This window comes from Methylocystis parvus, assembly GCF_049675845.1.
GTDB lineage: Bacteria > Pseudomonadota > Alphaproteobacteria > Rhizobiales > Beijerinckiaceae > Methylocystis > Methylocystis parvus_A.
On record NZ_CP187161.1, the window covers coordinates 2,360,582 to 2,385,013 of the forward strand.

The 24,432-nt window shown below is 63.8% G+C and carries 28 protein-coding genes; 20 read left to right on the forward strand and 8 right to left on the reverse strand.

What is annotated here, in order from left to right:
- Positions 1 to 7: 7 nt before the first annotated feature.
- From ACPFMJ_RS12245 to ACPFMJ_RS12255, 3 genes are read right to left on the reverse strand one after another with little or no spacing between them, the layout of a single operon-like run.
- A complete protein-coding gene (locus tag ACPFMJ_RS12245; RefSeq protein WP_424360296.1) occupies positions 8 to 577 on the reverse strand; it encodes a DUF4142 domain-containing protein in 570 nt (189 codons plus the stop codon).
- Positions 578 to 603: 26 nt separating this feature from the next.
- Complete coding sequence (locus ACPFMJ_RS12250) at positions 604 to 1,998, reverse strand: cytochrome B6 (RefSeq protein ID WP_424360297.1); 1,395 nt, start codon at positions 1,996 to 1,998, stop codon at positions 604 to 606.
- Between the two features lie 55 nt (positions 1,999 to 2,053).
- Complete coding sequence (locus ACPFMJ_RS12255; protein ID WP_424360298.1) at positions 2,054 to 2,323, reverse strand: hypothetical protein; 270 nt, start codon at positions 2,321 to 2,323, stop codon at positions 2,054 to 2,056.
- Positions 2,324 to 2,694: 371 nt separating this feature from the next.
- Here ACPFMJ_RS12255 and hypA point away from each other — a divergent pair, with 371 nt between their 5' ends.
- Genes hypA through hypE form a run of 6 tightly spaced genes read left to right on the forward strand, consistent with a single transcriptional unit; the run spans position 2,695 to position 8,622 of the window.
- The gene (gene hypA / locus ACPFMJ_RS12260) at positions 2,695 to 3,036 is read left to right on the forward strand and encodes a hydrogenase maturation nickel metallochaperone HypA (RefSeq protein WP_424360299.1); all 342 of its coding nucleotides are present in this window, start codon (positions 2,695 to 2,697) and stop codon (positions 3,034 to 3,036) included.
- Positions 3,036 to 3,932 (forward strand): hydrogenase nickel incorporation protein HypB, encoded by an 897-nt coding sequence (gene hypB, locus ACPFMJ_RS12265; RefSeq protein ID WP_424360300.1) that lies wholly within the window; start codon positions 3,036 to 3,038, stop codon positions 3,930 to 3,932. Before hypA ends, hypB begins: the two co-directional genes overlap by 1 nt.
- Before the next feature lie 4 nt (positions 3,933 to 3,936).
- Positions 3,937 to 6,228, forward strand: coding sequence for a carbamoyltransferase HypF (hypF, locus tag ACPFMJ_RS12270; protein WP_424360301.1), 2,292 nt, complete (start codon positions 3,937 to 3,939; stop codon positions 6,226 to 6,228).
- Positions 6,219 to 6,443 carry a HypC/HybG/HupF family hydrogenase formation chaperone gene (locus tag ACPFMJ_RS12275; protein ID WP_424360302.1) on the forward strand — a complete coding sequence of 75 codons (225 nt, stop codon included), beginning with the start codon at positions 6,219 to 6,221 and terminating at the stop codon, positions 6,441 to 6,443. The genes hypF and ACPFMJ_RS12275 overlap by 10 nt, the downstream gene beginning before the upstream one ends.
- Entirely contained in the window at positions 6,440 to 7,555 is a 1,116-nt protein-coding gene (hypD, locus tag ACPFMJ_RS12280; RefSeq protein ID WP_424360303.1) for a hydrogenase formation protein HypD, read from the forward strand. Before ACPFMJ_RS12275 ends, hypD begins: the two co-directional genes overlap by 4 nt.
- A 23-nt stretch (positions 7,556 to 7,578) precedes the next feature.
- The gene (gene hypE, locus ACPFMJ_RS12285) at positions 7,579 to 8,622 is read left to right on the forward strand and encodes a hydrogenase expression/formation protein HypE (RefSeq protein WP_424360304.1); all 1,044 of its coding nucleotides are present in this window, start codon (positions 7,579 to 7,581) and stop codon (positions 8,620 to 8,622) included.
- A 187-nt stretch (positions 8,623 to 8,809) separates the two neighbouring features.
- Here the strand turns inward: hypE and ACPFMJ_RS12290 are convergent, their stop codons facing one another.
- A complete protein-coding gene (locus ACPFMJ_RS12290; protein ID WP_424360305.1) occupies positions 8,810 to 9,067 on the reverse strand; it encodes a hypothetical protein in 258 nt (85 codons plus the stop codon).
- A gap of 173 nt (positions 9,068 to 9,240) precedes the next feature.
- Positions 9,241 to 9,570, reverse strand: a complete 330-nt coding sequence (locus ACPFMJ_RS12295; RefSeq protein ID WP_424360306.1) for a hypothetical protein — start codon at positions 9,568 to 9,570, stop codon at positions 9,241 to 9,243.
- A gap of 181 nt (positions 9,571 to 9,751) precedes the next feature.
- On the opposite strand from ACPFMJ_RS12295, the gene ACPFMJ_RS12300 reads away from it, so the two are divergent.
- The 4 genes from ACPFMJ_RS12300 (at position 9,752) to ACPFMJ_RS12315 (ending at position 14,050) form a co-directional block, all read left to right on the forward strand.
- Positions 9,752 to 10,648 carry a radical SAM protein gene (locus ACPFMJ_RS12300; RefSeq protein ID WP_424360307.1) on the forward strand — a complete coding sequence of 299 codons (897 nt, stop codon included), beginning with the start codon at positions 9,752 to 9,754 and terminating at the stop codon, positions 10,646 to 10,648.
- A gap of 145 nt (positions 10,649 to 10,793) precedes the next feature.
- Positions 10,794 to 12,104 (forward strand): family 1 glycosylhydrolase, encoded by a 1,311-nt coding sequence (locus tag ACPFMJ_RS12305; protein WP_424360308.1) that lies wholly within the window; start codon positions 10,794 to 10,796, stop codon positions 12,102 to 12,104.
- 50 nt (positions 12,105 to 12,154) lie between these two features.
- On the forward strand, positions 12,155 to 13,402 hold the full coding sequence (locus tag ACPFMJ_RS12310) for a glycoside hydrolase (RefSeq protein WP_424360309.1): 1,248 nt from the start codon (positions 12,155 to 12,157) through the stop codon (positions 13,400 to 13,402).
- A gap of 102 nt (positions 13,403 to 13,504) precedes the next feature.
- The gene (locus ACPFMJ_RS12315; protein WP_424360310.1) at positions 13,505 to 14,050 is read left to right on the forward strand and encodes an ester cyclase; all 546 of its coding nucleotides are present in this window, start codon (positions 13,505 to 13,507) and stop codon (positions 14,048 to 14,050) included.
- Here ACPFMJ_RS12315 and ACPFMJ_RS12320 read toward each other — a convergent pair.
- A complete protein-coding gene (locus ACPFMJ_RS12320; RefSeq protein ID WP_424360311.1) occupies positions 14,047 to 14,463 on the reverse strand; it encodes an Lrp/AsnC family transcriptional regulator in 417 nt (138 codons plus the stop codon). The genes ACPFMJ_RS12315 and ACPFMJ_RS12320 overlap by 4 nt on opposite strands.
- 136 nt (positions 14,464 to 14,599) lie before the next feature.
- Here ACPFMJ_RS12320 and ACPFMJ_RS12325 point away from each other — a divergent pair, with 136 nt between their 5' ends.
- Both ACPFMJ_RS12325 and ACPFMJ_RS12330 read left to right on the forward strand, forming a co-directional pair.
- Positions 14,600 to 15,664 (forward strand): ornithine cyclodeaminase, encoded by a 1,065-nt coding sequence (locus ACPFMJ_RS12325; protein ID WP_424360312.1) that lies wholly within the window; start codon positions 14,600 to 14,602, stop codon positions 15,662 to 15,664.
- A gap of 16 nt (positions 15,665 to 15,680) precedes the next feature.
- Positions 15,681 to 16,577: a dimethylarginine dimethylaminohydrolase family protein gene (locus tag ACPFMJ_RS12330; protein WP_424360313.1), complete on the forward strand. Its 897-nt coding sequence runs from the start codon at positions 15,681 to 15,683 to the stop codon at positions 16,575 to 16,577.
- Positions 16,578 to 16,653: 76 nt separating this feature from the next.
- Here the strand turns inward: ACPFMJ_RS12330 and ACPFMJ_RS12335 are convergent, their stop codons facing one another.
- Positions 16,654 to 16,791 (reverse strand): hypothetical protein, encoded by a 138-nt coding sequence (locus tag ACPFMJ_RS12335; protein WP_424360314.1) that lies wholly within the window; start codon positions 16,789 to 16,791, stop codon positions 16,654 to 16,656.
- A 233-nt stretch (positions 16,792 to 17,024) separates the two neighbouring features.
- Between ACPFMJ_RS12335 and ACPFMJ_RS12340 the strand changes: the two genes are divergently transcribed.
- From ACPFMJ_RS12340 to ACPFMJ_RS12365, 6 genes are all read left to right on the forward strand, one after another.
- On the forward strand, positions 17,025 to 17,336 hold the full coding sequence (locus ACPFMJ_RS12340; RefSeq protein ID WP_424360315.1) for a hypothetical protein: 312 nt from the start codon (positions 17,025 to 17,027) through the stop codon (positions 17,334 to 17,336).
- Between the two features lie 140 nt (positions 17,337 to 17,476).
- Positions 17,477 to 18,286 (forward strand): outer membrane protein, encoded by an 810-nt coding sequence (locus ACPFMJ_RS12345; RefSeq protein ID WP_424360316.1) that lies wholly within the window; start codon positions 17,477 to 17,479, stop codon positions 18,284 to 18,286.
- Between the two features lie 115 nt (positions 18,287 to 18,401).
- The gene (locus ACPFMJ_RS12350; RefSeq protein WP_424360317.1) at positions 18,402 to 18,659 is read left to right on the forward strand and encodes a hypothetical protein; all 258 of its coding nucleotides are present in this window, start codon (positions 18,402 to 18,404) and stop codon (positions 18,657 to 18,659) included.
- Between the two features lie 141 nt (positions 18,660 to 18,800).
- Positions 18,801 to 19,772 carry a DUF4118 domain-containing protein gene (locus tag ACPFMJ_RS12355; RefSeq protein WP_424360318.1) on the forward strand — a complete coding sequence of 324 codons (972 nt, stop codon included), beginning with the start codon at positions 18,801 to 18,803 and terminating at the stop codon, positions 19,770 to 19,772.
- 94 nt (positions 19,773 to 19,866) lie between these two features.
- Positions 19,867 to 20,085 (forward strand): hypothetical protein, encoded by a 219-nt coding sequence (locus tag ACPFMJ_RS12360; protein ID WP_424360319.1) that lies wholly within the window; start codon positions 19,867 to 19,869, stop codon positions 20,083 to 20,085.
- A gap of 110 nt (positions 20,086 to 20,195) precedes the next feature.
- Positions 20,196 to 20,435, forward strand: a complete 240-nt coding sequence (locus tag ACPFMJ_RS12365) for a hypothetical protein (protein WP_424360320.1) — start codon at positions 20,196 to 20,198, stop codon at positions 20,433 to 20,435.
- Positions 20,436 to 20,466: 31 nt separating this feature from the next.
- On the opposite strand, the gene ACPFMJ_RS12370 is transcribed toward ACPFMJ_RS12365, so the two are convergent.
- Positions 20,467 to 20,787 (reverse strand): hypothetical protein, encoded by a 321-nt coding sequence (locus ACPFMJ_RS12370; protein WP_424360321.1) that lies wholly within the window; start codon positions 20,785 to 20,787, stop codon positions 20,467 to 20,469.
- 71 nt (positions 20,788 to 20,858) lie between these two features.
- On the opposite strand from ACPFMJ_RS12370, the gene ACPFMJ_RS12375 reads away from it, so the two are divergent.
- Complete coding sequence (locus ACPFMJ_RS12375) at positions 20,859 to 22,541, forward strand: SagB/ThcOx family dehydrogenase (protein ID WP_424360322.1); 1,683 nt, start codon at positions 20,859 to 20,861, stop codon at positions 22,539 to 22,541.
- Positions 22,538 to 24,247, forward strand: coding sequence for an AAA family ATPase (locus tag ACPFMJ_RS12380; RefSeq protein WP_424360323.1), 1,710 nt, complete (start codon positions 22,538 to 22,540; stop codon positions 24,245 to 24,247). Before ACPFMJ_RS12375 ends, ACPFMJ_RS12380 begins: the two co-directional genes overlap by 4 nt.
- Positions 24,248 to 24,432 lie beyond the last annotated feature (185 nt).

Below are 24,432 nucleotides of genomic sequence, written 5' to 3' on the forward strand. Positions count from 1 at the left end.
GGGAACGCTACTTGGTCGACGAGAGAATCGCGTTTGCCTGCGCCTGTCGCAGATGACGCAAGACCGCGGGCAGCATCTCCCCTGCAAAGGCTTTTAACTGGGGATTGAGTCCCGACCCGATTTCAAAAGCCAGCAATTGCGCGGCCCCTTGATGCTCCGCCGCTTGCGCCGCCCAGTACCGGCGCTGAAATTCCTGACCCGCCAATCCTTTCAGTTCCTGGAACATTGATGAGCGCCTCTTGTCCTCGCCGCTTGCGCTCGTCCGCACGGCGAAAGCGTCGAGACGCTGCATGGCGGTGGAGTGACCCTTCGCCATGCCCGCAGAAAATTCCCGGATGTCGGCTGCGGCCCCCTTCTCGTCCGCGAGCCTCGCCAGGTCCGACTGAAACGCGCTCGCAGTCCTGGCTTCCCGAATGAAAGCGCGATCGGCGTCGTTGAGCGTCGCCGCCTCCGGCTTGCCCTTATCCCGTGGCGCGGGCGGCGCGGTAGCCGGATTGGCCGGCGCCGGGCCGGGCGCTTGCGCAAGGGCTGGCGACGCAAGCAGGATAAGGGCGAGAGCCCAATGACCAAGTCGCATGTCTTGCTCCATCAAGGCGAGCTGTTTCAGAGCGTGAGCATGTAAGCGACCAGGGCGTCCTTCTCGTCCTGTGTCAGCTTCAAACTGAGCACGAGGTTGAAGAATTCGACGGTGTCCGCCAACGTCGGCAGACGCCCGTCGTGCAAATAGGGCGGCGAGTCCTTCACGCCGCGTAGGGTGAATGTCTTGATGGGGCCGTCCGGCAGCATGACGAGCCCGTTGACGGTCTGACCGATATCGTAAAACCGTTCCAGCTTCAGATCGTGCATATTGTTATCGAGGAAGGAAAGCTGCGGTATGTGGCACTCCGCGCAGCGACCCTTTCCCAAAAAGACTTTTTCACCCGCAAGCTCCTGTGGGGTCGCCTTGCTGGGGTCGAGGCGGCCCATGGGATCGAGCTTCGGCGCCGGCGGGAAGTCGATCACGTTCTGCATCTGCGCCATCATCGCGACCTGATCGGGGCGGTTGGGCAGATGGACGCCCTTGCGCTGCGCGCTGACCTGATCGCCGTTGAAATAGGCGGTGCGCTGCTCGAACTCGGAAAAATCCTCGACGGAGCGCAATGAACGCTTCGAACCGTGGATCTGCTGGTTGAAAAGCCCCCTCAAACTCACTGTGTCGAGCCGGAAGCGCGACGCCTGAGGGCGAACATCCGGCGTGAGGTGGAAGGCCGCGTTCGTGTGGAAATTGGAATGGCAATCCAGGCAAGTTATCCCGAGCGACTGTTCGGCGACCTTCCTATCTTCTGTCTGATTGAATTCTTCCTGTGGGAATGGCGTCAGCAGCAACCGCAGCCCTTCCATCTGCACAGGCGTGAGAAAACCAACCATCAGGGTGTAATAGTTCTTGATCGTGAGCAATTGCCCGCGCGAAACGTCGCCGAGCTCCGGATGGGTCGTCAGATAAATCGGCGGCGGGAATTCGGGCGTGAGATGCGCCGGCAGATCGAAGTCGACGTCGAAGCGCTTGAGATCGCGCTTCTCCTGCCGGCTGATCTCGTCGATCTGCTCCTTCGGGATGACCTGGCCGCCTGTCGCCTGCTTGACATGCGGCAAAGGCATGAAGCCGGCCGGCAGCATGCCCTTCTGCCGGATGTCGTCGGGCGACATCGCCGCGAGGGCTTCCCAACTCGCTCCCTGCGGCAGCTTGACGCGAACGCCGCCTTGCACAGCCTTCCGCCCGCCCGACATCGTCACGCCCGCGATGGGGCGATCCGAGAGCTCGTAACGCTCTCGCAAAAGCGACTGCTGCCGCTCCATCACGCTCGGCTTCTGCGCTTCGTCATCCGCTCGCACGGCGTCGAAAGGTTGCGTGGGTAGCGGCCGATAGGTGGCGTCGGGCGGAAGCGATTGCGCCAGCGCGGGCGAAAGAAGAAGCGCCAGGGCAAGAGGCGGGAGCGATGCGATTGACCGAAGCGGCATCTTTAAAGCCTCCTCCCGATGGCGCGCGAGGACGGAGCCTGGATCAGGCTCCGCGTCACGTCGTCGATATTGACCCGCCTTGCGCGGACTGGAACGATATGATGTCTTCGGCGCGATATTTCGCGCGTTCGCCGCAGTTGGGACATACGGCGTGAAATTGCGCGTCGCCGGAAATCTCGACGATCCCGGTATTGCTTGGCTCGTTCATGATTGCGAAACGTCCGCCGCAGCGAACGCAAGCAAGGCCGACATACCAGTGGCCGGGAATCAGAGCCGACAGCGATGCGGCCTCGAATTCGCCTGTAAACCGAATGCCTGGCGCCATCCCGCTGCTCCGTCGCTCTGTCCGACAGAGATAGGGCGGCGCGCCCTCCCGGCATGACCGTCGCCGCCCCCGTAATTTTTTCGCCGCAGAGAAAAGCAGGACGCACGCTCGATGCCGGCAGGAGCCCAACATGTGCGACGCTGATATGATGGCGCGGGCGAAAGCGAAGCCATGACGGCGGCGACGGGCGGCGATGGGCGACGGGCCTTTCATCCCTGGGCGGCCTCGACAAGACAAGCGCGATTTCGGATTATTCGATGTGCCCCGACTGAATAGAATTCTTACCCGGCGGGTCCCGACGTCGCCACGCTGCTCAGCCAGGCGATCGGCTGCCCGCGTGGCTTTCCAGATCGGCCTTTGGGAACGCGTCGATGCATGAAATGGCGCTGACGGAGAGCATCGTGGACATCGTATCGGAAGAGGCGCGCAAGCAGGGCTTCGGGAAGGTCCGCGTCGTTCGCCTTCAGGTCGGCGCCATGGCGCATGTCGAACCCGAGGCATTGCGCTTCTGTTTCGACGCGGTCTCGCGGGGTACGGTGGCGGAAGGCGCGACGCTGGACATTGTGAGAGCGCCGGGCGAAGGTTGGTGTCTCGATTGCGGCAAGACCGTCGCCCTTCAGGAGCGTTTCGGCGCCTGTCCCGAATGCGGCGGGTCGAATGTGCGGATGACTTCCGGCGACGAGCTGCGGATCGAGGAACTGGAGGTCGACTAATGTGCACCGTGTGCGGCTGCGGAACGGCGACGGTCGAAGGCGAGAAGGCGGGCGCGGAAAAGTCAGCGCATACACATCACGATCACAGCCACGACCATCCGCATGATCATCGCCACGATCACGCGGACCCGCATCACACGCATGACGAACGCGGCGGAGCGATCGATTTCGGCGCAGGACTCGCCGGCGTGCATGCGCCCGGCCTGAGCCAGGAGCGCATCGTTCGCATCGAGCGCGACATCCTCTCGAAAAACGACGCCTATGCGCGCGACAATCGCGCCCTCTTGGCGCAGCGCGGGACGCTCGCTCTCAATCTCGTCTCGAGCCCCGGCTCGGGAAAGACTACGCTGCTGGTGCGAACGATCAACGATATGAAACAGAGGCTCGCCGTCGCCGTCATCGAAGGCGATCAGCAGACGTCGAACGACGCCGAACGCATTCGCGCGACGGGCGCGCCCGCGATTCAGATCAATACGGGCAAGGGCTGCCATCTCGACGCTCATATGGTCGGGCACGCGCTCGAAAGCCTTCAGCTGCGCAAGGGGGGCGCGCTGTTCATCGAGAATGTCGGCAATCTCGTGTGCCCCTCGGCTTTCGATCTCGGCGAGGCGCACAAGGTCGTCGTCCTGTCCGTGACGGAAGGCGAAGACAAACCGCTCAAATATCCGGACATGTTCGCGGCCGCCGATCTCATGCTGCTGAACAAGGCCGATCTCCTCCCGCATCTAGCCTTCGACGTCGGCGCGTGTCTCGCCAATGCGCTGAGGGTGAACCCGCTTTTGCAGACGCTGGTCGTTTCGGCCACGACGGGCGAAGGAATAGCGGCGTTCTACGCCTGGATCGAAGCGCGCGCCGCCCTCGCCGCGTCTGGCGCAGGCGCCGCGAAGGCCGGGTGACGTCATGCCGGACGCCATGGCCCGAGAGGCGTCGTCGATTGGACCCGCGCGACTGCGCCTTCGTCTGCGCGGCGCCGTGCAGGGCGTGGGCTTTCGCCCCTTCGCGCACAATCTCGCGCGACGCTATGGGCTGACGGGCTTCGTGCAGAACGACGCCGATGGCGTGCTGCTCGAGATCGAGGGGGCGCGTTGCGACGAATTCGTGCGCGCCTTGCGCGACGAAAAGCCGCCGCTCGCCGTGATCGACTCCATCGACATAACGCGCGTCGAACAGCGGTGGGATCGGAGCTTTTCGATCCGTGGCAGCGCCGCTGGCGGGGCGACCACCCGCATCGTCGCCGACGCGGCGACTTGCGAAACGTGCCTCGACGATCTTTTCGATCCAGCCAGCCGCTTCCATCTCTACCCTTTCGTCACCTGCACGCATTGCGGCCCGCGCTTCACCATCGCTTCGTCGCTGCCCTATGACCGGCCGCGCACCGCGATGGCGCGGTTCCCCATGTGCCCGGACTGCGCGCGCGACTATCGCAATCCGGAGAGCCGGCGCTTTCACGCCGAGACCATCGCCTGCGCCAGATGCGGACCGCGTCTCGCACAGACGCCCGAGGCGATCGTCACGGCGCTCAAGGACGGCGCCGTCGTCGCGTTGAAGGGAATTGGCGGGTTCCATCTTATGTGCGACGCGCGCAACGAGACGGCGGCCGGTGCGCTGCGCCGCCACAAGGAACGCGACGCCAAGCCCTTCGCGGTAATGGCGGCCAATCTCGCTTCCGTGTCGCTTTTCGCCAGGCCGCGTGCGGCGGAAGCCGACCTCTTGCAGAGCCGCGCACGCCCTATCGTCGTCATGGCGTCAAAAGGCGTTCTTGCGCCCTCGATCGCCCCGGGCCTGAATCGCATCGGCGTCATGCTCCCTTATGCGCCCCTGCATTCTCTTCTGTTCCACGCGGCCGCAGGCGCGCCTGCGGACAACGAGTGGCGTGAGGCGCAGAACGATTTCGTGATCGTCGCGACGAGCGCCAATCCCGGCGGAGAGCCGATCATCGTCGATGACGCGGAAGCGCATCGCCGTCTTGCGGACGTCGCCGACCTCATCGTCGGACATGATCGTGCTATCGTGACGCGCGCGGATGATTCCGTCATGGCCGTCATGGACGGCGCGCCCGCCTTTCTGCGCCGGGCGCGCGGCTTTTCGCCGGAACCGATCGATCTTGGAACTGACGGGCCCTGCGTTCTCGCCCTTGGCGCGCATCTAAAAACAACGGTGACTGTGACGCGGGGGCGCGAAGCCTTCGTCTCGCAGCATATTGGCGACATCGACGACGTCGAAAGCGTGCGCTTCTTCGAGGAGACGCTCCGTCATTTCGTCTCGATCCTAAACGTGAAGCCGGAAATCGCCGCCTGCGATCTTCACCCCGACTTTTTCTCCACCCGCTTCGCCGAAGCAATGGACTTGCCGCTCGTCAAGGCGCAGCATCACGCGGCCCACATCGCGGCGATCGCCGCGGAGCATGGCGTCGCTGGCTCCATGCTCGGCGTCGCACTCGATGGCTATGGCATGGGGGACGATCAGGGGGCCTGGGGCGGCGAGCTCATCATGATCGACGGCCCGGCGTGGCGACGTCTCGGCCATCTCGCGCCGCTTGCCTTGCCTGGCGGCGACCGCGCGGCGCGCGAGCCGTGGCGCATGGGGCTCGCGGCGTTGGCGGCGGTCGATCGTCTCGACTTGGCGCGCGCGCTCTTTCCTCATGCGCCCTTCGCCGAAAAAATCGCAGATCGGCTGCGCAGCCGCGATATCCCCCGGACGACCAGCATGGGCCGCCTCTTCGACGCCGCCGCTGCGCTGGCGGGGCTCCGCGTGGAGCAGGCCTATGAAGGTCAGGCGGCGATGGAGCTGGAAGCGCTCGTCGAGGAGGCGCGGCGCTTCGAGGGCGCCTATCTGTTGCAGAACGGCGTTCTCGATTTCGCGCCGATCCTGGCCTTCATCGCAAATGAGCGTCCGAGCCCGCGCGAAGCGGCCGAGTATTTTCACGGCGCGCTCATCGACGGTTGCGCCGCCTGGATCGGGGCCGCGGCGCGCGCACATGGGCAGGACCGCGTCGCGCTCGGCGGCGGCTGCATGACGAACCGCGTGCTTGCGGAAGGCCTTGCCAGCGCCTTGCGCGCGCAAGGCGTTACGCCATTATTCGCCCGAGCGGTTCCCTGCAACGACGGTGGGATTTCGCTCGGGCAGGCGGCGCTCGCGAGAGCGGCTTTCCGCTGCGGACAAACGGAGAAAGTGAGTTTGGCATGTGTCTAGCCGTTCCCGTGCGCGTGACGGAATTGCTGCCGGACCAGATGGCGAGAGTTTCGCTCGACGGCGTGACCAAGACGATCTCCGTCGCGCTTGTCGATGAGCCGGCGATTGGCGACTATGTCATCCTGCATGTCGGTTTCGCATTGTCGAAAATCGACCCGGCGGAGGCGGAACGGACGCTGGCGATGATCCGCGAAATTGCGGGGTCCGCCGAATGAAATATGTCGACGAATTCCGCGACGGCGCGCTGGCGCGCGGACTCTCCGAAGCGCTCACCCGAGTTGCGCGGGGCGACCGCGACTATCGCTTCATGGAGTTTTGCGGCGGACATACGCACGCCATTTCGCGCCACGGCCTCGAAGATCTCCTGCCACCGAAGATTCGCATGATCCACGGTCCGGGCTGCCCGGTCTGCGTGCTGCCGATCGGCCGCATCGACGCCGCCATCGCGCTGGCGAAACAGCCGGCGGTGACGCTCTGCACTTATGCCGATCTCATGCGCGTTCCCGCCTCCTACGGCGCGAGTCTGATGAAGGCGAAGGCGGATGGCGCCGACATTCGCATGGTCTATTCGACGCTCGACGCGATCCGCATCGCAGAATCAGAACCAAACCGCGAGGTCGTCTTTTTCGCCATCGGCTTCGAGACGACAACGCCGCCAACGGCGCTCGCCATCAGGCTCGCGATGCAAAGGAAGCTCGCGAACTTCACCGTCTTCTGCAATCACGTGCTCACGCCCGCAGCGATGCGGGCCATCCTCGAGAGCGAGGAGAACCACGCGATCGACGGCTTTGTCGGGCCCTCCCACGTCTCCGCCGTGATCGGCTTGCAACCCTACCAATTCGTCGCGACGGAATTCGGCAAGCCGCTCGTCGTCGCCGGCTTCGAGCCGCTCGACGTGATGCAGGCCATCGTCATGCTCGTGCGTCAACTGAATGAAGGCCATAGCGACGTCGAAAACCAGTACGGCCGAGCGGTCGCCTCGAGCGGGAACGTGAAAGCGCAGGCCGAGATTTCCGAAATTTTCGAAGTGCGAGAAAGCTTCGAATGGCGCGGATTGGGCGCCGTCCCAAATAGCGCGCTGCGGCTGCGAGGCGCCTATGCGTCATTCGACGCGGAGCGGCGCTTCGGGATAGAAACCCCAGCCGCGAAGGACAATCCCGCCTGCGAATGCGGCGCGATCCTGCGGGGCGCCAAGCGTCCGCGCGATTGCAAGCTATTTGGAACCGTCTGCACGCCCGAGACGCCGATGGGCTCCTGCATGGTGTCGTCGGAGGGCGCCTGCGCGGCGCAATGGACATATCGCCGCTTCGACGCGCACGCCGCCTAGCGCGGGAAAGGAAAATCGCCGCCGTGACCATCAAGGCGTATCGCCGCAAGCTCGACCTCGCCGGGCGTGTCGATCTTTCCCATGGGGCGGGTGGGCGGGCGATGGCGCAGCTCATCGCCGAAATCTTCCACGAAGCGCTCGACAATGACTGGCTGAGACAGGGCAACGATCAGGCGGTTTTCGAGACCGTCAAAGGCCGCATGGCGATGACGACCGACGCCTTCGTCGTCTCGCCGCTTTTCTTCCCTGGCGGCGACATCGGTTCGCTGGCCGTTCACGGCACGATCAACGACGTCGCCATGTCGGGCGCGCGGCCGCTCTATCTTTCCGCGAGTTTCATCATTGAGGAAGGCTTCCCGCTCTCGGATCTGGCGCGCATCGCGGAGAGCATGGGCGCGGCGTCGCGCGCAGCCAGCGTTCCGGTGATCGCCGGCGACACCAAGGTCGTCGAGCGCGGCAAGGCGGACGGCGTCTTCATCTCCACCGCCGGCGTCGGCGTCGTCCCCGAAGGCCTCGATCTCTCTGGCGACAAAGCTCGGCCCGGCGACGTCGTCTTGATTTCGGGTTCGATCGGCGACCATGGGGTCGCCATCATGTCGAAACGGGAAAATCTCGAATTCGACTGCGGGATTCATTCTGACACAGCGGCGCTGCACGGCCTCGTCGCCCATATCGTCGCGGCGGCGGGAGGTTCGCTGCGGCTGATGCGCGATCCGACGAGAGGCGGCCTTGCGGCGACGCTCAACGAGATTGCGCAGCAGTCCAGCGTCGGCTTTCGGCTCGACGAGGCGGCTATTCCCGTAAAGCCTGAAGTGGCCGCCGCCTGCGAATTGCTGGGCCTCGATCCGCTCAATGTCGCCAATGAAGGAAAGCTCGTCGCCGTTGCGGCTCCTGAAGCGGCGGACGCGCTCCTCGACGCCATGCGCGCGCATCCGCTCGGCCAGGCCGCGGCGCTCATCGGCGTGGCGGCGGAAGACGATCGGCGCTTCGTGCAGTTGAAGTCGTCTTTCGGCGGCTCCCGCATCGTCGATTGGCTCGCGGGCGAGCAATTGCCGCGGATCTGCTAGACAAAAGACCCCGCCTCGAATGCGAGGCGGGGCAAGTTTGGGAGGGAGTCCCCGAGCGGGCGGTTAACCCCCGCGCGAAGCGATGGCGCGCATAAGGATGCGCAGAGAAAAAGGCCGGCGCCCGTAGAGGGACAGGGGGCGGACGCCGGCCGGACGGCGCGCGGGGGCTTGGCGCGCGCGCCGCCAATCAGTCGCGGACCTTCCCCCCGGCCTCCTCGCAGGCCTTTGCCGAATCCGCATAGACCCAACCCTGCGCCTTGCAGGCGTTCATGCCTTTGCAAGCGTTCTTCGGCGTATGGCAGTCGGATTTGCCTTTGCAGCTATTCGCGCCGACGCATTGCACCTTTGCGGTCGCCGCCGCCTTCGCGGGCGGCGCTGCCCCGGCGAGGACGATGGAGACGGCGGCGACCGCCAGCGCGGCGCCGTTAATCGCGTTCTTTTGCATGAGCATTTTCCTTTGAGACGGTGCGCGATGGCTCCGCCAGCCGCCAGCGATAACGGCCGCAGCCATGCGAAGGCCGATGCGAGCCGCGAGACGCCGGCGCTGGATGCGCGAGATGGGAGCTTGTTCCGGGGTCCGCGCGCGATTGCCGACGCGGCGGGGCCATTTTCGAAAAATCAGGGGGCTGGAGGGGCCCTGGATCGCAAGTCGTCGGGCGTGGCGTCGGCGACGCGGCCGAGCCTTTGCGCAAAATTCAGGCGTGTCGAGAATTCGTGCCTGATCAGGAAAGTCGCAACGGATGGCGGCTCGAGCCCGGTGGAGACGCTGGAGTCGCAAACATCGCAGCAGACCGATGCCAGGTTGGACCTCCCGGCTTTACCCTGCTGGCCGGCGCAAACAGCGGTCGTGATCGACGCGCCCGTCGGCGCGGCGGCTCCAACGCCATCGGCCGCATGCGCGGGGAGCATCAGGACGGCGACAAGCGTCGTGAGCGCGTAAAGCGTCACGAAAGCAAGCCTCAAAAGTCGGAAGACGCCGCCACCCATCTCTCAAGGCTACGGCGGCGAGCGGGAAGCTGTCAATCGCCCTCCACCGATTTCCGCTCCTCGTCCGAGAAATGGCGTGCGTATCGATTTAACCCCGATTGCGCTAAACTGGCCTTCCTCAACAACGTATACGCAGTCCCGCATGTCCATCGTCCCGATCCGCTATGTCGAACCCGTGTTCCGCCCGCCGAGCGAAGCCGAGTCGCTCATTCTTCCCGTCACCGACGGATGCTCCTGGAACCGATGCACATTCTGCGAGATGTATACCGCGCCCCAGAAGCGGTTCCGGCCGCGCGACGAAAAGGAGGTGCTCGACAGCATACGTCAATGCGGCGAGCGGTTCGGCGAGGGCGTGAAGCGCATCTTCCTCGCCGACGGCGACGCCATGACCCTCTCCACGCGACGCCTCGCGACGATACTCGAGGCGATCCGCAGGGACCTGCCGGGCGTGCGGCGCGTTTCCAGCTATTGCCTGCCGCGCAATGTGCGCAGGAAATCCGTTGACGAACTACGCGAACTGAAGGAACTCGGCCTGTCGCTCGTCTATGTCGGCGCCGAATCCGGCGACGACGAGGTGCTTGCGCGCGTCAGCAAGGGCGAGACTTTCGAGACCTCGCGCGAAGCGTTGGTGAAACTCGGGGACGCCGGAATCAAGCGCTCGGCGATGATCCTCAACGGCCTTGGCGGAAAGGCGCTGTCAAGGCGGCATGCGCTGAATTCCGCGGCGCTGATGAACGCTGCGCAACCCGAGTTCCTCGCGACGCTCGTCGTCAGCTTTCCGATGGGCGAGGCGCGCTTCCGCTCGAACTTTCAAGATTGGGAAGCGCTCGACATTGTGGGGCTGATGCAGGAAATGGAGCTCATGATCGCAGCGCTGGAGCTCAAGCGCACGGTCTTTCGCAGCGATCACGCGTCGAACTGGCTCATCCTGAAGGGAACGCTCGGCGCCGACAAGCCCCGGCTGCTCGATCAACTGCGCGCCGCCATCGCCGCGCCGGAAGCGGCGCCCCTTCGGCCGGCATGGGCGCGCGGGCTGTAGCTCAAGAGCGCCACGATAACCTTTCGATGAGGGCGCGGAAAGGAACACTGGCCCGGCAAGCGGGTTGAGCCTCGAGGTCCAGGGATCCCGAGGCCCGCATGGCGCTTGAACCAAATGTCGAAATGCAGCTCGGGCGCCGCTGAACATGCTGCCCGGCCTTGCTGACATTCATAGGCTGAGGGCGCCCGATTCCTTTCTTTGGGCGGTAGGGATCGAGGACACTTTCATCACCGCACCGCATCCGCGAACCGGACGACAGCTCGACGAATACGAGCTGACAGGGCATTACGAACGCTGGCGAGACGATATCGGCTTGATGGCGACGCTCGGGGTTTCCTGCGCGCGCTATGGGGTTCCCTGGCATCGCATCCAACCATCGCCTGATGAATGGCGGTGGGATTTCGTCGACGCGGCGCTGGATCGGATGCTGGCGCTCGGCGTCGATCCGATCGTCGATCTCGTCCATTACGGCCTCCCCGCCTGGGTCGAACGCGCCTTTCTCAATCCTGATTACCCGCGTTACGTCGCCGAATATGCGGAGCGCCTCGCTTCGCGCTTTCGTGGCAGGGTCAAATGGTACACGCCGCTCAACGAACCGCGCATCACGGCCTGGTATTGTGGCAGGCTCGGCTGGTGGCCGCCATATGAGCGAAGCTGGAACGGCTTCGTCGCGCTCATGCTCGCGATTTGCCATGGCATTGTTGAAACCGTGAAGGCGCTGCAGAGAGTCGATCCGCAGATCGTTCCGTTTCATGTCGACGCGACGGACGTATTCTCGACCGACGATCCATCCTTGGCCGACGAGGCCCGGCTTCGGCAGGAAATCGTCTTTCTCGCGCTCGATCTCATCAGCGGGCGCGTGGATACGCGTCATCCGCTCTGGAATTGGCTGCGCGCGCACGGGGCCGCCAACAAGGAGCTCGAGAGCTTTCTGGACAACCCGCTGCAATTGCCAATCATCGGCATGAATCTCTACCCGATCTTCACCAGCAAGCGTCTTCTGCGCGACAAAGAGGGACGGCTGCGGGTGCGGATGCCCCATGCGTCCGGCGCGCTGATCGAGAAGCTGGGCTATCTTTATTTCGGGCGTTACGGCGTCCCGTTGATGATTTCCGAGACAGCCGACAAGGGCTCGGTTGCAAGGCGCCTCGGCTGGCTGAACAGCTCTGTCGAAGCCGTTGGAAAACTACGTTCAGAGGGAATTCCTCTTGTCGGCTACACATGGTGGCCCATGTTCGCCCTGGTGACCTGGGCCTATCGGCAGGGCAATCGGCCTCTGCACGACCATCTGCTGCAGATGGGACTTTGGAATCTCGACCCCGACCCGCGCGGCGATCTGGCGCGGATCGAAACGCCGCTGGTCAATGCCTACGAACGGCTCGCATCCAGCGGAAGCGAAACTGTCGGACGCCTGCAAGACAGGCAGGCGCTATTCCATCGCCGGGGCGCAAGATAACGCCCTTTTTCTCCTCCAATTTGAGAGCGAACCAATACGGAGGGACAGGCATGTTTCGCAGTTTCTTTCTCGCCGGCTTCGAGGGCTCGACGGGTTACAACCGGCACGGAGAATGGTTCGACCAGGTCGTCGCGACGGGCCATGACAGAATGGTCGACCAGAATTATCGCGACATCGCCGCTGTTGGCCTTCACGCGGTTCGCGAGACCGTGAGATGGCCGCTCGTCGACGCGGCCGGGCGCCATGACTTTTCTACCGTGAAGCCATTCATCGAGGCCGCCAAGCGACGACGGATCGAGGTGATTTGGGATCTCTTTCATTATGGCTTTCCCCGGGACGTCGATCTCTGGTCGAAAGCCTTTCCGCGGCGTTTCGCCGATTACTGCCACGCGATCGCCCGCTTCATCGCTTCGCGCATGGAGGGACCGTATTACTTCACGCCGATCAACGAGCCCTCATTCATGGCCTACGCCGCCGGCGAAAAGGGACTGTTCGCGCCGCACGCGACTGGACGGGGCTGGGAGCTGAAGGTAGCTCTCGCTCAGGCGGCGATCGCCGGCGTCAACGCCATACGCGCAGCTATCCCGCAGGCGCGCATCGTCAGTGTCGATCCCCTGTGCCGGGTCGTGCCGCCGTCGGACAGGCCGAATCTCGCTGAAGAGGCGGATCACTTCAACGAGCAGCTTGTATTCCAGTCATGGGACATGCTTTGCGGGACGCTGCTGCCGGAACTCGGCGGAAGCCCCGCTCATCTCGATATCGTGGGAATCAATTATTACTGGACCAATCAGTGGGAGCTGAAAGGCCCTGCGGACGGTGACGGAATATTCCGCCCCCTCGACGACGACGATCCGCGCCGGGCCCCGCTGGATGCGCTGGTGCGCAAGGTTTGCCGCCGCTACGGGCGAGAGGTGATCATCACGGAGACAAGCCATGTCGGCGACAATCGCGGGCCATGGCTGCGCGAAGTCGTGCGCGCCGCAGAGAATTTACTGATCGAAGGCGCGCCGCTGCGCGGCGTATGTCTTTACCCTATTCTCGGCATGCCTGAATGGCACGATCGCGATATCTGGACGCATATGGGGCTGTGGGATCCGGTCTGTCATCTCGACCCATCGGCTGGACGGCTCGTCTGCGCGCCGATGCTCGATGCGCTTCAATCGGCCGAGACCCTGCAAGCCCTGCATCGACAGGCCTGCTCGGCGCGTCCTTTTTCTCCACGTCCCGCAAAGACGCTAACGCGCCTGGAGGCGCCGCGTGGCGCGGAGGAAGGCCGGCAACGCCGCAGGGCGCGCTGAGAAAAGCCCCCGCCATGACAGAACTCAGGCCCCGATCGCCTTGACCGCCGCCGGGGACAAGGAAAGACTTGGCTGCCCCTCAAACGACAGCCGAGAACGCTCATGTCGGGTTATGATCTCGAAGCCTTGTGGGAAGAGCACTGCCGCTGCGAATTCGAAACCCGGGACGTCGATGCGACAATGGCGACGATGGTCGATGCGCCCTATGTGAACCACATTCCCACCATGACCGGCGGCGTAGGTCATGACGAGCTGAGGCGCTTCTACAAACACCACTTCATCGGGGCCAATCCGCCGGATACGCAGCTCATCCCCATCAGCCGCACCGTAGGAACGCAGAGCCTCGTGGACGAGATGCTGTTTTGCTTCACGCACACATCCGAGATCGACTGGATGGTCCCGGACGTGCCGCCCACCGGACGGAAGGTCGAGGTCCCCCTTGTGGCCATTGTGAAGTTTCAGGACGGCAAGGTGGTCCATGAGCATATCTATTGGGATCAGGCGTCCGTGCTCGTGCAGCTCGGCCTCATCGATCCACGCGGGCTGCCGGTGACGGGCGTCGCTCAGGCGCGGAAGGTGACCGACAAAAGCCTGCCCAGCAACGCGCTCATGGCGAATTGGGCGACGAGCGCGGACAAGCCTCTCTAGGCTGGCGCAAGAAGCAGGTTCGTTTCGCTGCGCGCGACGCCTTCGATCGACCGCACGCTCGACAGGACGCGATCGAACTCAACAAGATTTTCAACCTCGATCTCCGCAATAAGATCGAAGGCGCCATTCGTGCTGTGCAGCGCGTGGATCTGCGGCAGACCGCGTAGCGCGTGCACGACCTTGCGCGTGCTTTTTCCTGCGACTTCGATCATCATGATTGCGCGAATGCGGTCGCTCTGCGCGCCATCCTTCAGGCGCACGGTGAAGCCCAGTATCACGTCGGCCGCGACCAGCCGGTCGAGCCTGTTCTGGACAGTGCCGCGCGAGACGCCAAGCTTCTTGGCGAGTTCGGAAAGCGAGGCCCGTCCGTCGACCCGTAGCGCCGCGATGAGCCGGTGATCGAGATCGTCCATGCCCGCCTCTGCCTGTTTGAGCAGTATGTATGGCGATTTGCGCAATTTCCTATGCTGATTTGCACATTCCTGCGATTTCTATCAACGCGACTGCGCCCTACCATTCTCCCCACACACCATGGCAGGGATGCGGGAAATGGTCACTTTTTTGAGCGCACGGGATGTCGCTCGGCTCGTCCAGCGGGTCGGCGCCCGTCAATTCTGGTTTCGTCTCGTCGACTATCTGCGACAGGATTTCTCGCGCTGGCGCGATTTCGACAAGTCGCCGCGATTCGCGAGCCACTCGCCGGGTGGCGTCATCGAACTCATGCCGACGAGCGACGGCGAAACCTTCGCCTTCAAATATGTGAACGGCCATCCCGGCAACACGGCCCTGTGCCTGCAGACCGTCGTGGCTTTCGGCGCGCTGGCCGACGTCGAGACGGGTTATCCGATCTTCCTTTCGGACATGACGCTCGCGACAGCCTTGCGCACCGCCGCAACCTCGGTCCTCGCGGCGTCTCGTCTCGCGCGCCCGGAAAGCCGCACAATGGCGCTGATCGGGCTCGGCGCACAATCGGAATTCCAGGCGAGCGCCTTTCGAGAAGTTCTCGGCGTCGACCGCCTGCGGGTCTTTGACGTGGACGCCGAGGCGACAGAAAAATTCGTGCGCAACATGGCGCCTGTCGAACTGGAGATCACGCGCTGCGTCGACGCCCGGTCGGCGGCGGAGGGCGCCGACATCGTCACGACGATCACGGCGGACAAGAAGCGCGCGACCATTCTCGGCGACGACATGATCGCGGCCGGAACCCATATCAACGCGGTCGGCGGCGATTGCCCGGGAAAGACCGAGCTCGCCCGCGCACTTCTCCTGCGTTCGGACATTTTCGTCGAATATGCCCCGCAAACGCGCATCGAGGGCGAAATCCAGCAGCTCGCGCCGGAACATCCCGTCACGGAGCTGCACGAGTTGCTCACCGGCGCGCATGCGGGTCGCACCTCGCCTGGGGCCGTCACGATCTTCGATAGCGTTGGCTTCGCCCTTGAGGACTTCGCCGTCCTGCGTCTTCTACGCGATCTCGCGCGCGAGACAGGCGTCGGAACAGAGATCGAGCTGACCGCGGCGCCCGCCAATCCGAAGGATCTCTTCGCTTTGTTGCAGCCGCAATCGGAAAGGCGCCGCACGCCCTCGCGCGACGCCGTCAATCTCGCAGACTGATCGAAGGCAAACCCGCATGACCCGCAACTTCAACCCCGCGCTCATGGATGTCGCCGACCGTTCGGGGACCGAGGTGACGAACGCAGCCCGTGGCGACGCGCGGCTCCTGATGTGCGCGCCCGATCATTTCGGGGTGGATTACGTCATCAATCCCTGGATGGAGAACCAGATCGGCCGAACGCATGTGACGCTGGCGAAGGAACAGTGGGAAAATTTGCGCCAGCAAATCGCCCTGGTGAGCCCGCTCGATCTCATCGCGCCGGTCGCGGGTTTGCCCGATATGGTCTTCACCGCCAATGCGGGACTCGCGATTGGCGAAAAAGCTGTCGTCACGCGCTTCCACGCCAAGGAGAGACGACCCGAAGAGGCGTTCTTTCGCGACTGGTTCGAACGGGCGGGCTTCGCCGTCGCATCCTGGCCGCAGGACGTCCCCTTCGAAGGCGCGGGCGACGCGCTGCTCGACCGCGCCAGGGACCTGATCTGGTGCGGCCATGGATGGCGGTCGAGCGAGAAGGCGCCCAAACTCCTCGAGCGCATCTTCGAGACGCGCGCCGTTGGCCTGAGGCTCGTCGACCCCCGCTTCTATCATCTCGACACATGCCTCTGCCCGCTGCCGGGCGGATGGCTGATGTATTATCCGAACGCTTTCGACGAACAGTCCCGAGCGCTCATCGCGTCGCTGACGCCGAAGGAAAAACGTATTGAAGTGAGCGAGGAAGACGCGGCGTCTTTCGCCTGCAACGCCGTCGCCATCGGGCGTCGCGTCTTCATGAACGACGCGTCGGAGAGCTTGCGGGCGCGGTTGCGCTGCGCCGGCTTGGTTCCCGTTCTCACGCCGCTTTCCGAATTTCTCAAGGCCGGCGGCGCGGCGAAGTGCCTGACGCTGGAGGTGAGGCGGCCACAGGCGCGGTGAAGTAGAGAGCGTAGGGCGACTCCCGTTCGCCCTGCGCCGACAAAGGCAAATTGATCGCCGAAACGGCGGTCGCCGCCTATTTTTCAGTCCCGTGCTTTTCCATCATGTCGACCAGCGCCGTCGGGAAATGCATGACGCTTCGAAGGACGGAGAGAGGAAACGACATCGCGGCGGCCAGAACGCCAACGCTTTTCGTGTAATTCCCACTGAGCATTCGAGGCTCCTTCAACCGATTTGAATGACTGCACGCGTCCAACTCAGCAAGCGACGCGCCGCTCCGCACCTTGGCCGAACTTTCCAAACAACGGATAAAGCATTTGTTTCTGGCTTTTTGCGGCTGAAAATATTCGAGACATTCGCAGGAAAAGATCGGCCAAAAGAATTCCCCCGAGACAGCGTCAATATGATCCGGGTTATCTGGAGTGGCGACTGAATGGGGAGGCTCGTTTGACGACAGAGTCTTGGGTCGAAGAAGCGAACGAGGCGATGGCGGCCATCGCCAACGACATAACAGCGACGCATCACGATCGGCGTGAACGGCTCCAGGCGATATGGGCTCCTGTGGTGCATGCGCTTGTCGACAACACGCTGACCACGCCCAAACAGGAAGCGCCGCTCGACAGACTCGCGTCGAACCCCGATTTCGTCGGCGTGACGTGCGATTCTCGCCGGCCCGTGTTTCTCGACAAGGCGATTTCGGATTGCGGGCTCGTCTATCGCAAATTCGTCATCGCGGAAAAGCTGCGCGCGTGCGAATGACGCTTGCCCAAAGGGCGGGAAAAGTTGCGCCTCCCCGGCCAAGGTCACGCAAAAAATTAACTCTTCTTAGGCTTAATATTTAGCAGGTCGATTACGTCGATCGCAGCCAGTCCGCGCAAGCGTAACGGAGAGTTGAAGTAATGCGTCAATCCACTTTCGCCGCCATGGCTATTTTGGCGGCTGCGGCGGGTTCGGCGAGCGCCGCCGATCTGCCCTATCGCAAGGCTCCCCCCGTCTACATGCCCCCGCCGCCCCCGGTCATGACCTGGACCGGTTTCTATGTCGGCGCCAATATTGGCGGCGGCTGGAGCGCCAACAGCCTCAACAACGCCAATCTCACGCCCTATACCGATCCCGTCGCCGGGGGCCTGTGGTTCCTGCCCGGTTCGGCCAATGGCGGCAGCAGCGCCGGCGGCGTCGTGGGCGGCGGCCAGATCGGCTACAACTACCAGATGGCGTCGCTCGTCTTCGGCGCCGAGACGGATTTCCAGGGCACCAGCATGCAGTCGGGCGGCAACGCCGCCTGGGCCGTTTATCCGAGCCCGGTCACGCCCGGCGGCATCCTCGCGCCGCTCGCCCCCTCCGGCAATGTCGGCGTCGCGCTCAACTGGTTCGGCACCGTTCGCGGCCGCGCCGGCTATCTCTTCACCCCGACCTTCCTCGTCTATGCGACGGGCGGCTTCGCCTATGGCGGCGTGCAGGGCCAGTTCACGGGCTACAGCAACACCCGCACGGGCTGGACCGTCGGCGGCGGCGTGGAATGGATGTTCATGCCCAACTGGTCGGCCAAGGGCGAATATCTCTTCACCGATCTCTCCAGCGGCGGCACGCAGGGCTGGTTCGGAGGCAACTGGGGTTATCGCCGCCATCCGGAATATCACGTTGTCCGCGCGGGCGTGAACTATCACTTCAATTGGGGCGCGTCGGCCCCTGCGCTGAGGGCATATTGAGGATCGACGCGGAGAGCGGGCGGTCGTAACCCCTGCGCGCTTTTCGACGGCGAAAGAAAGCCCGGTCCCTCAAGACCGGGCTTTTTGCTATGATGCGTCTCCTTGGGAGACGAACATGATTGCGAAATCCGCCTTGCAGGCCATCGCGGCCGTCACGCTCCTCCTCGCCGCCATATCGCCGGCCCTCTGCGAGGTGCGGTTCGGCGACAACGTTTTTGTGGGCGGAAACGATTTCTCGAACCAGACCTTCGATCGCAAACATCGCGCCGAAGCGCATCTCTACGACCATCAACCAGCGAACGCCGGATGCCGCTGGCGGACGAACAAGGACGGCGGACGCACCAAGTTCTGCCGCCTTCGCAACCTGCATTGAAAGGCGCCGTCCAAGCAGCGGCGATTCCCGCCTCGTTGCAGGCGATCCTCACGACCGAGCCTCAAAATGAAGCAAAGGGCGCGCTTGGTCCAGGGCCGGCGACAATTATCTTCCGTTAGCCGCCTGAAAGGTTAGGACCGGATGGCTTGGACTACGCAGCTTGCTCGAATCTCCGCGCAGAAGCGAGGGGCCTGGACATGGCTACTCGCGGTGGCGATCTTCTCCGTCTGTCTCGGCGTGCGCATTCTGCTCGCGCCCTGGCTCGTGCAGATGAAATTCCTGACCTTTTACCCAGGCATCGCTGCGGCGACCTTGATTTGCGGCTGGGGTCCGGGCCTGCTCGTCCTTTTGCTCTCGACGGTCGCCGGATGGTTCTTTTTCTTCGAGCCCATCAACTCCTTCGAGGTCAAGGATCCCCATACTTTCACGAGTCTCATTGGCTTCAGTCTCGTCGCAGGCTTTATTCTCGTGCTTGTGGCGGCGCTGCGCGCGCTGGTGGAGCGTCTGGAAAAAGCCAAGCGCATCCAAGAGGAGCTCTTCAGGGAGCTTCAACACCGCGTCGCCAATAATCTGCAGCTCGCCGTCGTCATGCTGCGGAATGCGCGAAGGGGCGTTTCCGATGCGGCCGCCATCAACGCGATCTCGCAGGCGGAAGATAGAATCAGCGCCATCTCCCGCCTGCACCGGCGCCTTCATGACGGAACGGCTCTCGCCGATGGCTTGCAGGACGTGATCGAAGATGTTCTCAAAGAGACCTTCAGAGAGATGCCGGTCGACGTCAGGATTGATGTCGAGGCGGGCGCCGCTCTCTCCCTCGATCAAATCACCGCGCTCGTCCTGCTCGTGAACGAGGCCGCGACCAACGCGGCCAAGCATGTGTTCGGCAAAGGGCTCGGCACGCGCTTCGAGGTCAGACTCGCAAAGGAGGAGACCGGTCGCCTGCTGCTCACCATACGCGACGACGGGCCCGGCATTGATGTCAGCGCCACAGAAAAGCGCGTCGCGACCCTTGGCATGAACATCATGCGCGGACTCGCAACACAGCTTGGCGGCGCCCTGCAAATGGGCGATGCGCCCGGAGCCACGTTGAAAGTCGAATTCGCGACTGCCTGATGGGGAGGCGCGCACGCCCGCGCTTGATATCTTCCCTTTCGGACCCAGTTCACGCCTGTCTCGACGCGTCGGGAATGAACAGAGAGAGGCCATCATGCGCAATCTTTTCCTGATCTCTCTTTTCTCCGCCCTGCTCCTTCAACCGGCCGTCGCGCAAGGCACGGCGAAGCAAAAAGCGGCGTGCGAGAAAGATTCGCACCGGCTTTGCGCGTCGGAAGAGCCGGACGCCATCGCGGTCGAGAAGTGCCTCAAGGCCAACATGAAGGCGCTCTCGCCCGCGTGTCGTCGCCAATTCAGCGGCAAGCGTCGCTAGCGTCATCCGCCCTCCTCCGGAACAAGCAGTCTTTCAGGCCGTTACGGCTAACTCGCCCGCAAACGCCCAAACCCGTAGCGAGCGAGGCGGGGGCTGAACAGGAGGACACGATGCGCGGCTACATTCTTGCGTTCGGCATGGCGGCTTTGTTTGCGCTCCCGGCGGCGGCGATCCCCAGCCAGCCTTCCCCCGACGCGCAGATTTATCAAGTGAACCACCGCGACTATTACCGGGGCCGCTGGGGTTCTGGAGCGGACTGTCGCGAGCTGCGGCGCGCCTGCCTCAACAAGGAAGAGCTCGGCGAAGTGGGGCGCGGCAATTGCCGGCGCTACCGCGAGATGTGCCGATAGGAAGCCGCGCGCGGGCGGACTGCCCGCGCGCTTATTTTCCGGCCGCCGCTCTGAGCCTGTCAGCCAGCGCCGCGGCCTCTCGCCAGACAAGCAAAAGCGCTGGAAAGCCCGCGCAGGAGATGGTGAGGCCTTCCGCCGACGCATGAGCGTCGAAATCCTCGTCGCTGGCGATCGGACTCATATAGATCAGCCGTTCGACGCTCGCTCCAAGAGCGACCGCCTCGATGGCTTTGGCGACGATCGAGGCCTCCTGCAGGGTGAAGCGCCGCGCCGGCTGCCCTGCCAGAGTTAATGTCGCCAATACGCCAAAAACGCCGTGCGCGTCGAGCGACAGGGTGAACTTTTTGGACATGGGCCGTTTCGCGCTCCAGTAAGCGACTGATTTTAGACTGAGTCGCCGAATCTCAACGATGGGCGCCCTTCTTGAATGTCGGCGTCGTCCGTCATCGGAGAGACGCCCGGCATGCCGATCAAATTCCGCGCCATTGCGAGACGATCGTCTCGATGAACGCCAATCCCGACGCTTTGCCCACCGACATTCGCGGCTATCACGCGCGCACAAAGCACGCGTCGACGCGCTATGCGCTCGGGCCCGCCTTTCTCGACTGGACGTCGCAACCCTCGCCCTATCGGCGTTTCGAGGGCGCGCAGTTGATCGAGCTGCCATTGAGCGACGGCCCGACCCCGAGCTTTCCCGGCCCTGCGCCCGCCGCCGCGACGCTTGATCTTTCGTCGCTTGGACTCTTTCTTGAGCTCGCCTTCGGCCTCAGCGCCTGGAAGAGCGTCGAAGGCGCGACGTGGGCGGTGCGCAACAATCCGTCCTCCGGCAACCTCCACCCGACGGAAGCCTATCTGCTGCTGAACGCGCTTCCGGGCGACGCTGCGGCAGGCCTTTTTCATTACGCGCCAATGGCGCATGGCCTCGAAGAGCGCGCGCGTTATGAAGCGGCGCAGGTTTTTCCCGATGGCGGCTTCCTCGTCGCGCTCAGCGCGATTCCGTGGCGCGAATCCTGGAAATATGGCGAGCGCGCCTATCGCTATTGTCAGCTCGACGCCGGGCACGCCATTGGCGCCGTAGCGCAAGCGGCTGCGGCGCTCGGCTGGCGCGCAGAGGCGCTGACGCCGCCTTCAGACGATGACATCGGCGCGCTCATAGGGCTCGACCGCGCCGACGCCTTCCACCGGCGGGAAGAAGAACACGCGGATCTTCTGCTCTGGATCGCCACCGACGGCGCTGCATCGCCGGCCCTCGACACGAAATCGCTGCTCGAGGCGCCTCGCTGCTTCCTTGGGGTCGCCAATCGACTCAGCGAGGATCATGACGGTTGGCCCGTCGTCGATCGAGCCCTGCGGCTTTGTTTCAAGCCGATGACCGCGGGGCTAGCGCCGTCGGCTGCGCATCCAGCGCAACCCTTCGCCGGCCCTTCTATCGGCGACGTTGTCCGCGCGCGCCGCAGCGTGCAGCGCATGGACGGGGAGGCCACGCTCTCACTCGACGCCTTCCGCCGCATCTGCGCCGCGACGCTGCCAGGCGCCGCGCCCCTGCTCTCCGCTTTCCCCTGGCCGCCAAGGCTGACCCTTCTCTTCTATGTCCATCGCGTCCAGGGCCTCGAGCCCGGGCTCTACCTCCTTGCGCGACAAGACGACGCGGTCGCGCGGCTGCGCCAGGCGTTCTCCCCGGATTTCGCATGGGCGGCCACCGGTCTCACGTCGCTCCCTCTCTTCCGCCTGCGCGCCGGCGCGGTCGAGCGCGAAGCCACGCGCGCCTCTTGCCTTCAGCCGATCGCGGGAAAAGGATGTTTTGCCGTTGCGATGATCGCGGATTTCGAGCGCACGCTCACAGAGGACGGCCCCCATGCATACCGGCGCCTGCATTGGGAAGCGGGGCTCATCGGCCAGGCGCTTTACCTCTGGGCGACCGCGGTGGGAATGGCCGGCGCCGGCATCGGCTGCTTTTTCGACGATGAGGTTCACGCTTTCATCGGCCTCGCGCCGGGCGACATGCAGTTTCAGGATGTCTACCACTTCACTGTCGGCGGCGCCGTCGAAGATCCGCGCATCCTCACGCTTCCTCCCTATCCAGACGAGCGGCGGCTGAAGCCATGAATATCGAAATCGAGAAAAATGACATTGAGGCCCTGATCGCGCGTTTCCCGGTCCATGGCGCGCTTGCGTCGCAACTGCGTTTCAGCGACCGCGTGGAAGTCGATCTTGGCCATCTCTCCGGCGACGAGCTGGACTTCCTCGAAGACCGTTACCGCAGCTCCGGTCCTGAATTGCGCGCCCGCGCCGCGCAGCTCGCAACGCTGCGCGTCGCGCTCGCCGCCGAAGGCCAGCGTTTTGAAAGCGGCGATCTCGAGGACGTGCTTCCGGCCCTTGTGCGCTATCTGACGGCGCGCCCGATCCATGGGTGGCTCTTCACGGCGAGCGTCGCCGCGCGGCCCCTGCCCTATCTCGTGACGCGCCTCGATTATGTTCCGGCGTCGAATGACGAAGCCGGCAAGATCCTTATCGAGATGAAAGCCAACGCCAAGGGGACGCTCCAGTCGAGCATGATCCGCATCATGGCGGCCGATCTCGCCGGCCGCACGGTGAGCGAGATCCTCGCGGCCAAGGGCTTTCTGCGCGAAACGCCTGAACTCGTGGCGGCCTTCGAGGCGTCGAGCGAAACCTATTTCAAATGGCGCGGCCGCTACGGCCAGCAGTTCAGCGCCAATGGCGTCGGCTTCCACGCCGAGGACCCCAACGCCACCCATCGTGACACGGACTGGGCGCGCAAGGACATTGTCGTGCTCTCGACGAGCGGCGCCGAAGCGCGGCTCGTCAATGACGAGGGGGTTCTTTCCGCGCGCAGCCTCACGCTGGAAGCCCCCGGCGACATTCTCGGCCACTTCCTGCGCAAGGCCGGCAAGAGCAACCGCTTCGCGGCGGAAGACGAGCTGGCCGCGATGCAGGCGCGGATCCCGGAAAGGCTTTTCACCCGCGTCCCCGTCCACCCCTATCTCTTCATGTTTCATCTCGACCTGCACCAATATGTCTGGGTGCATGTCGATCAGATGCGGCCATACGAATACAAGCCCGCGCTCAAGCAGAAACTCATCTTGCCGCCAGAGCAGACGGACCTCATCGACATTCTCACCGCCGAGATGGATGTGCTGATGGAGGACATCGTGCAGGGCAAATCCGGCGGCACGACGGTTCTCTGCGCCGGCCCGCCCGGGGTCGGCAAGACGCTGACGGCGGAGGTTTACTCGGAGATCATCCAGCGCCCGCTTTATCGCGTGCATTCGGGGCAGCTCGGCCTCAACGTCGCCGCCATGGAGACCGCCCTCAAGGAAATATTGACGCGCGCCCAGCGCTGGGGCGCAGTGATGCTGATCGACGAGGCCGACGTCTATATCAAGCGGCGAGACGACAATATCGCGATGAACGCCGTCGTCGGCGTGTTTCTGCGCGTGCTGGAATATTTCAACGGGCTTCTCTTCCTCACGACCAACCGCGTCGACGACATAGACGAAGCCATCGTCTCCCGCTGCATCGCTCTTATTCGCTATCATCCACCGGATGAGGCCGCGCGGGCCCGCATCTGGCGCGTGATGGCGGAGCAGTTCGACCTTGCCCTTGATGACGCGCTCATAGACGCGCTTGTGAAGGTGTTCCCGCAGGCGACCGGACGCGACATAAAGGGCCTCGCAAAGCTCGTCGCGAAATTCTGCCACCAGAAAAACGCTCCGCCGGACCTCGCCGCCTTCCAACGCTGCGCGATCTTTCGCGGGCTCGACATGGCGCCGCTCGACGCGAAGGCGGCGTAGCGCATCTCGCGCAAAAGGGCGGCGATCTGTACGCTTCTTCGCCAGACCGCCGGCTGAAAATTCGGCAAACCATTTTGCATGCGCCCCGCCCCGGGCTCGCGAAACCTTGAAAAGGGGGAAAAGCGGCACAAGCCAACACATGGCTTGATATTTGCAAACTTCTTCGCAGCCACCACGCGTGGATC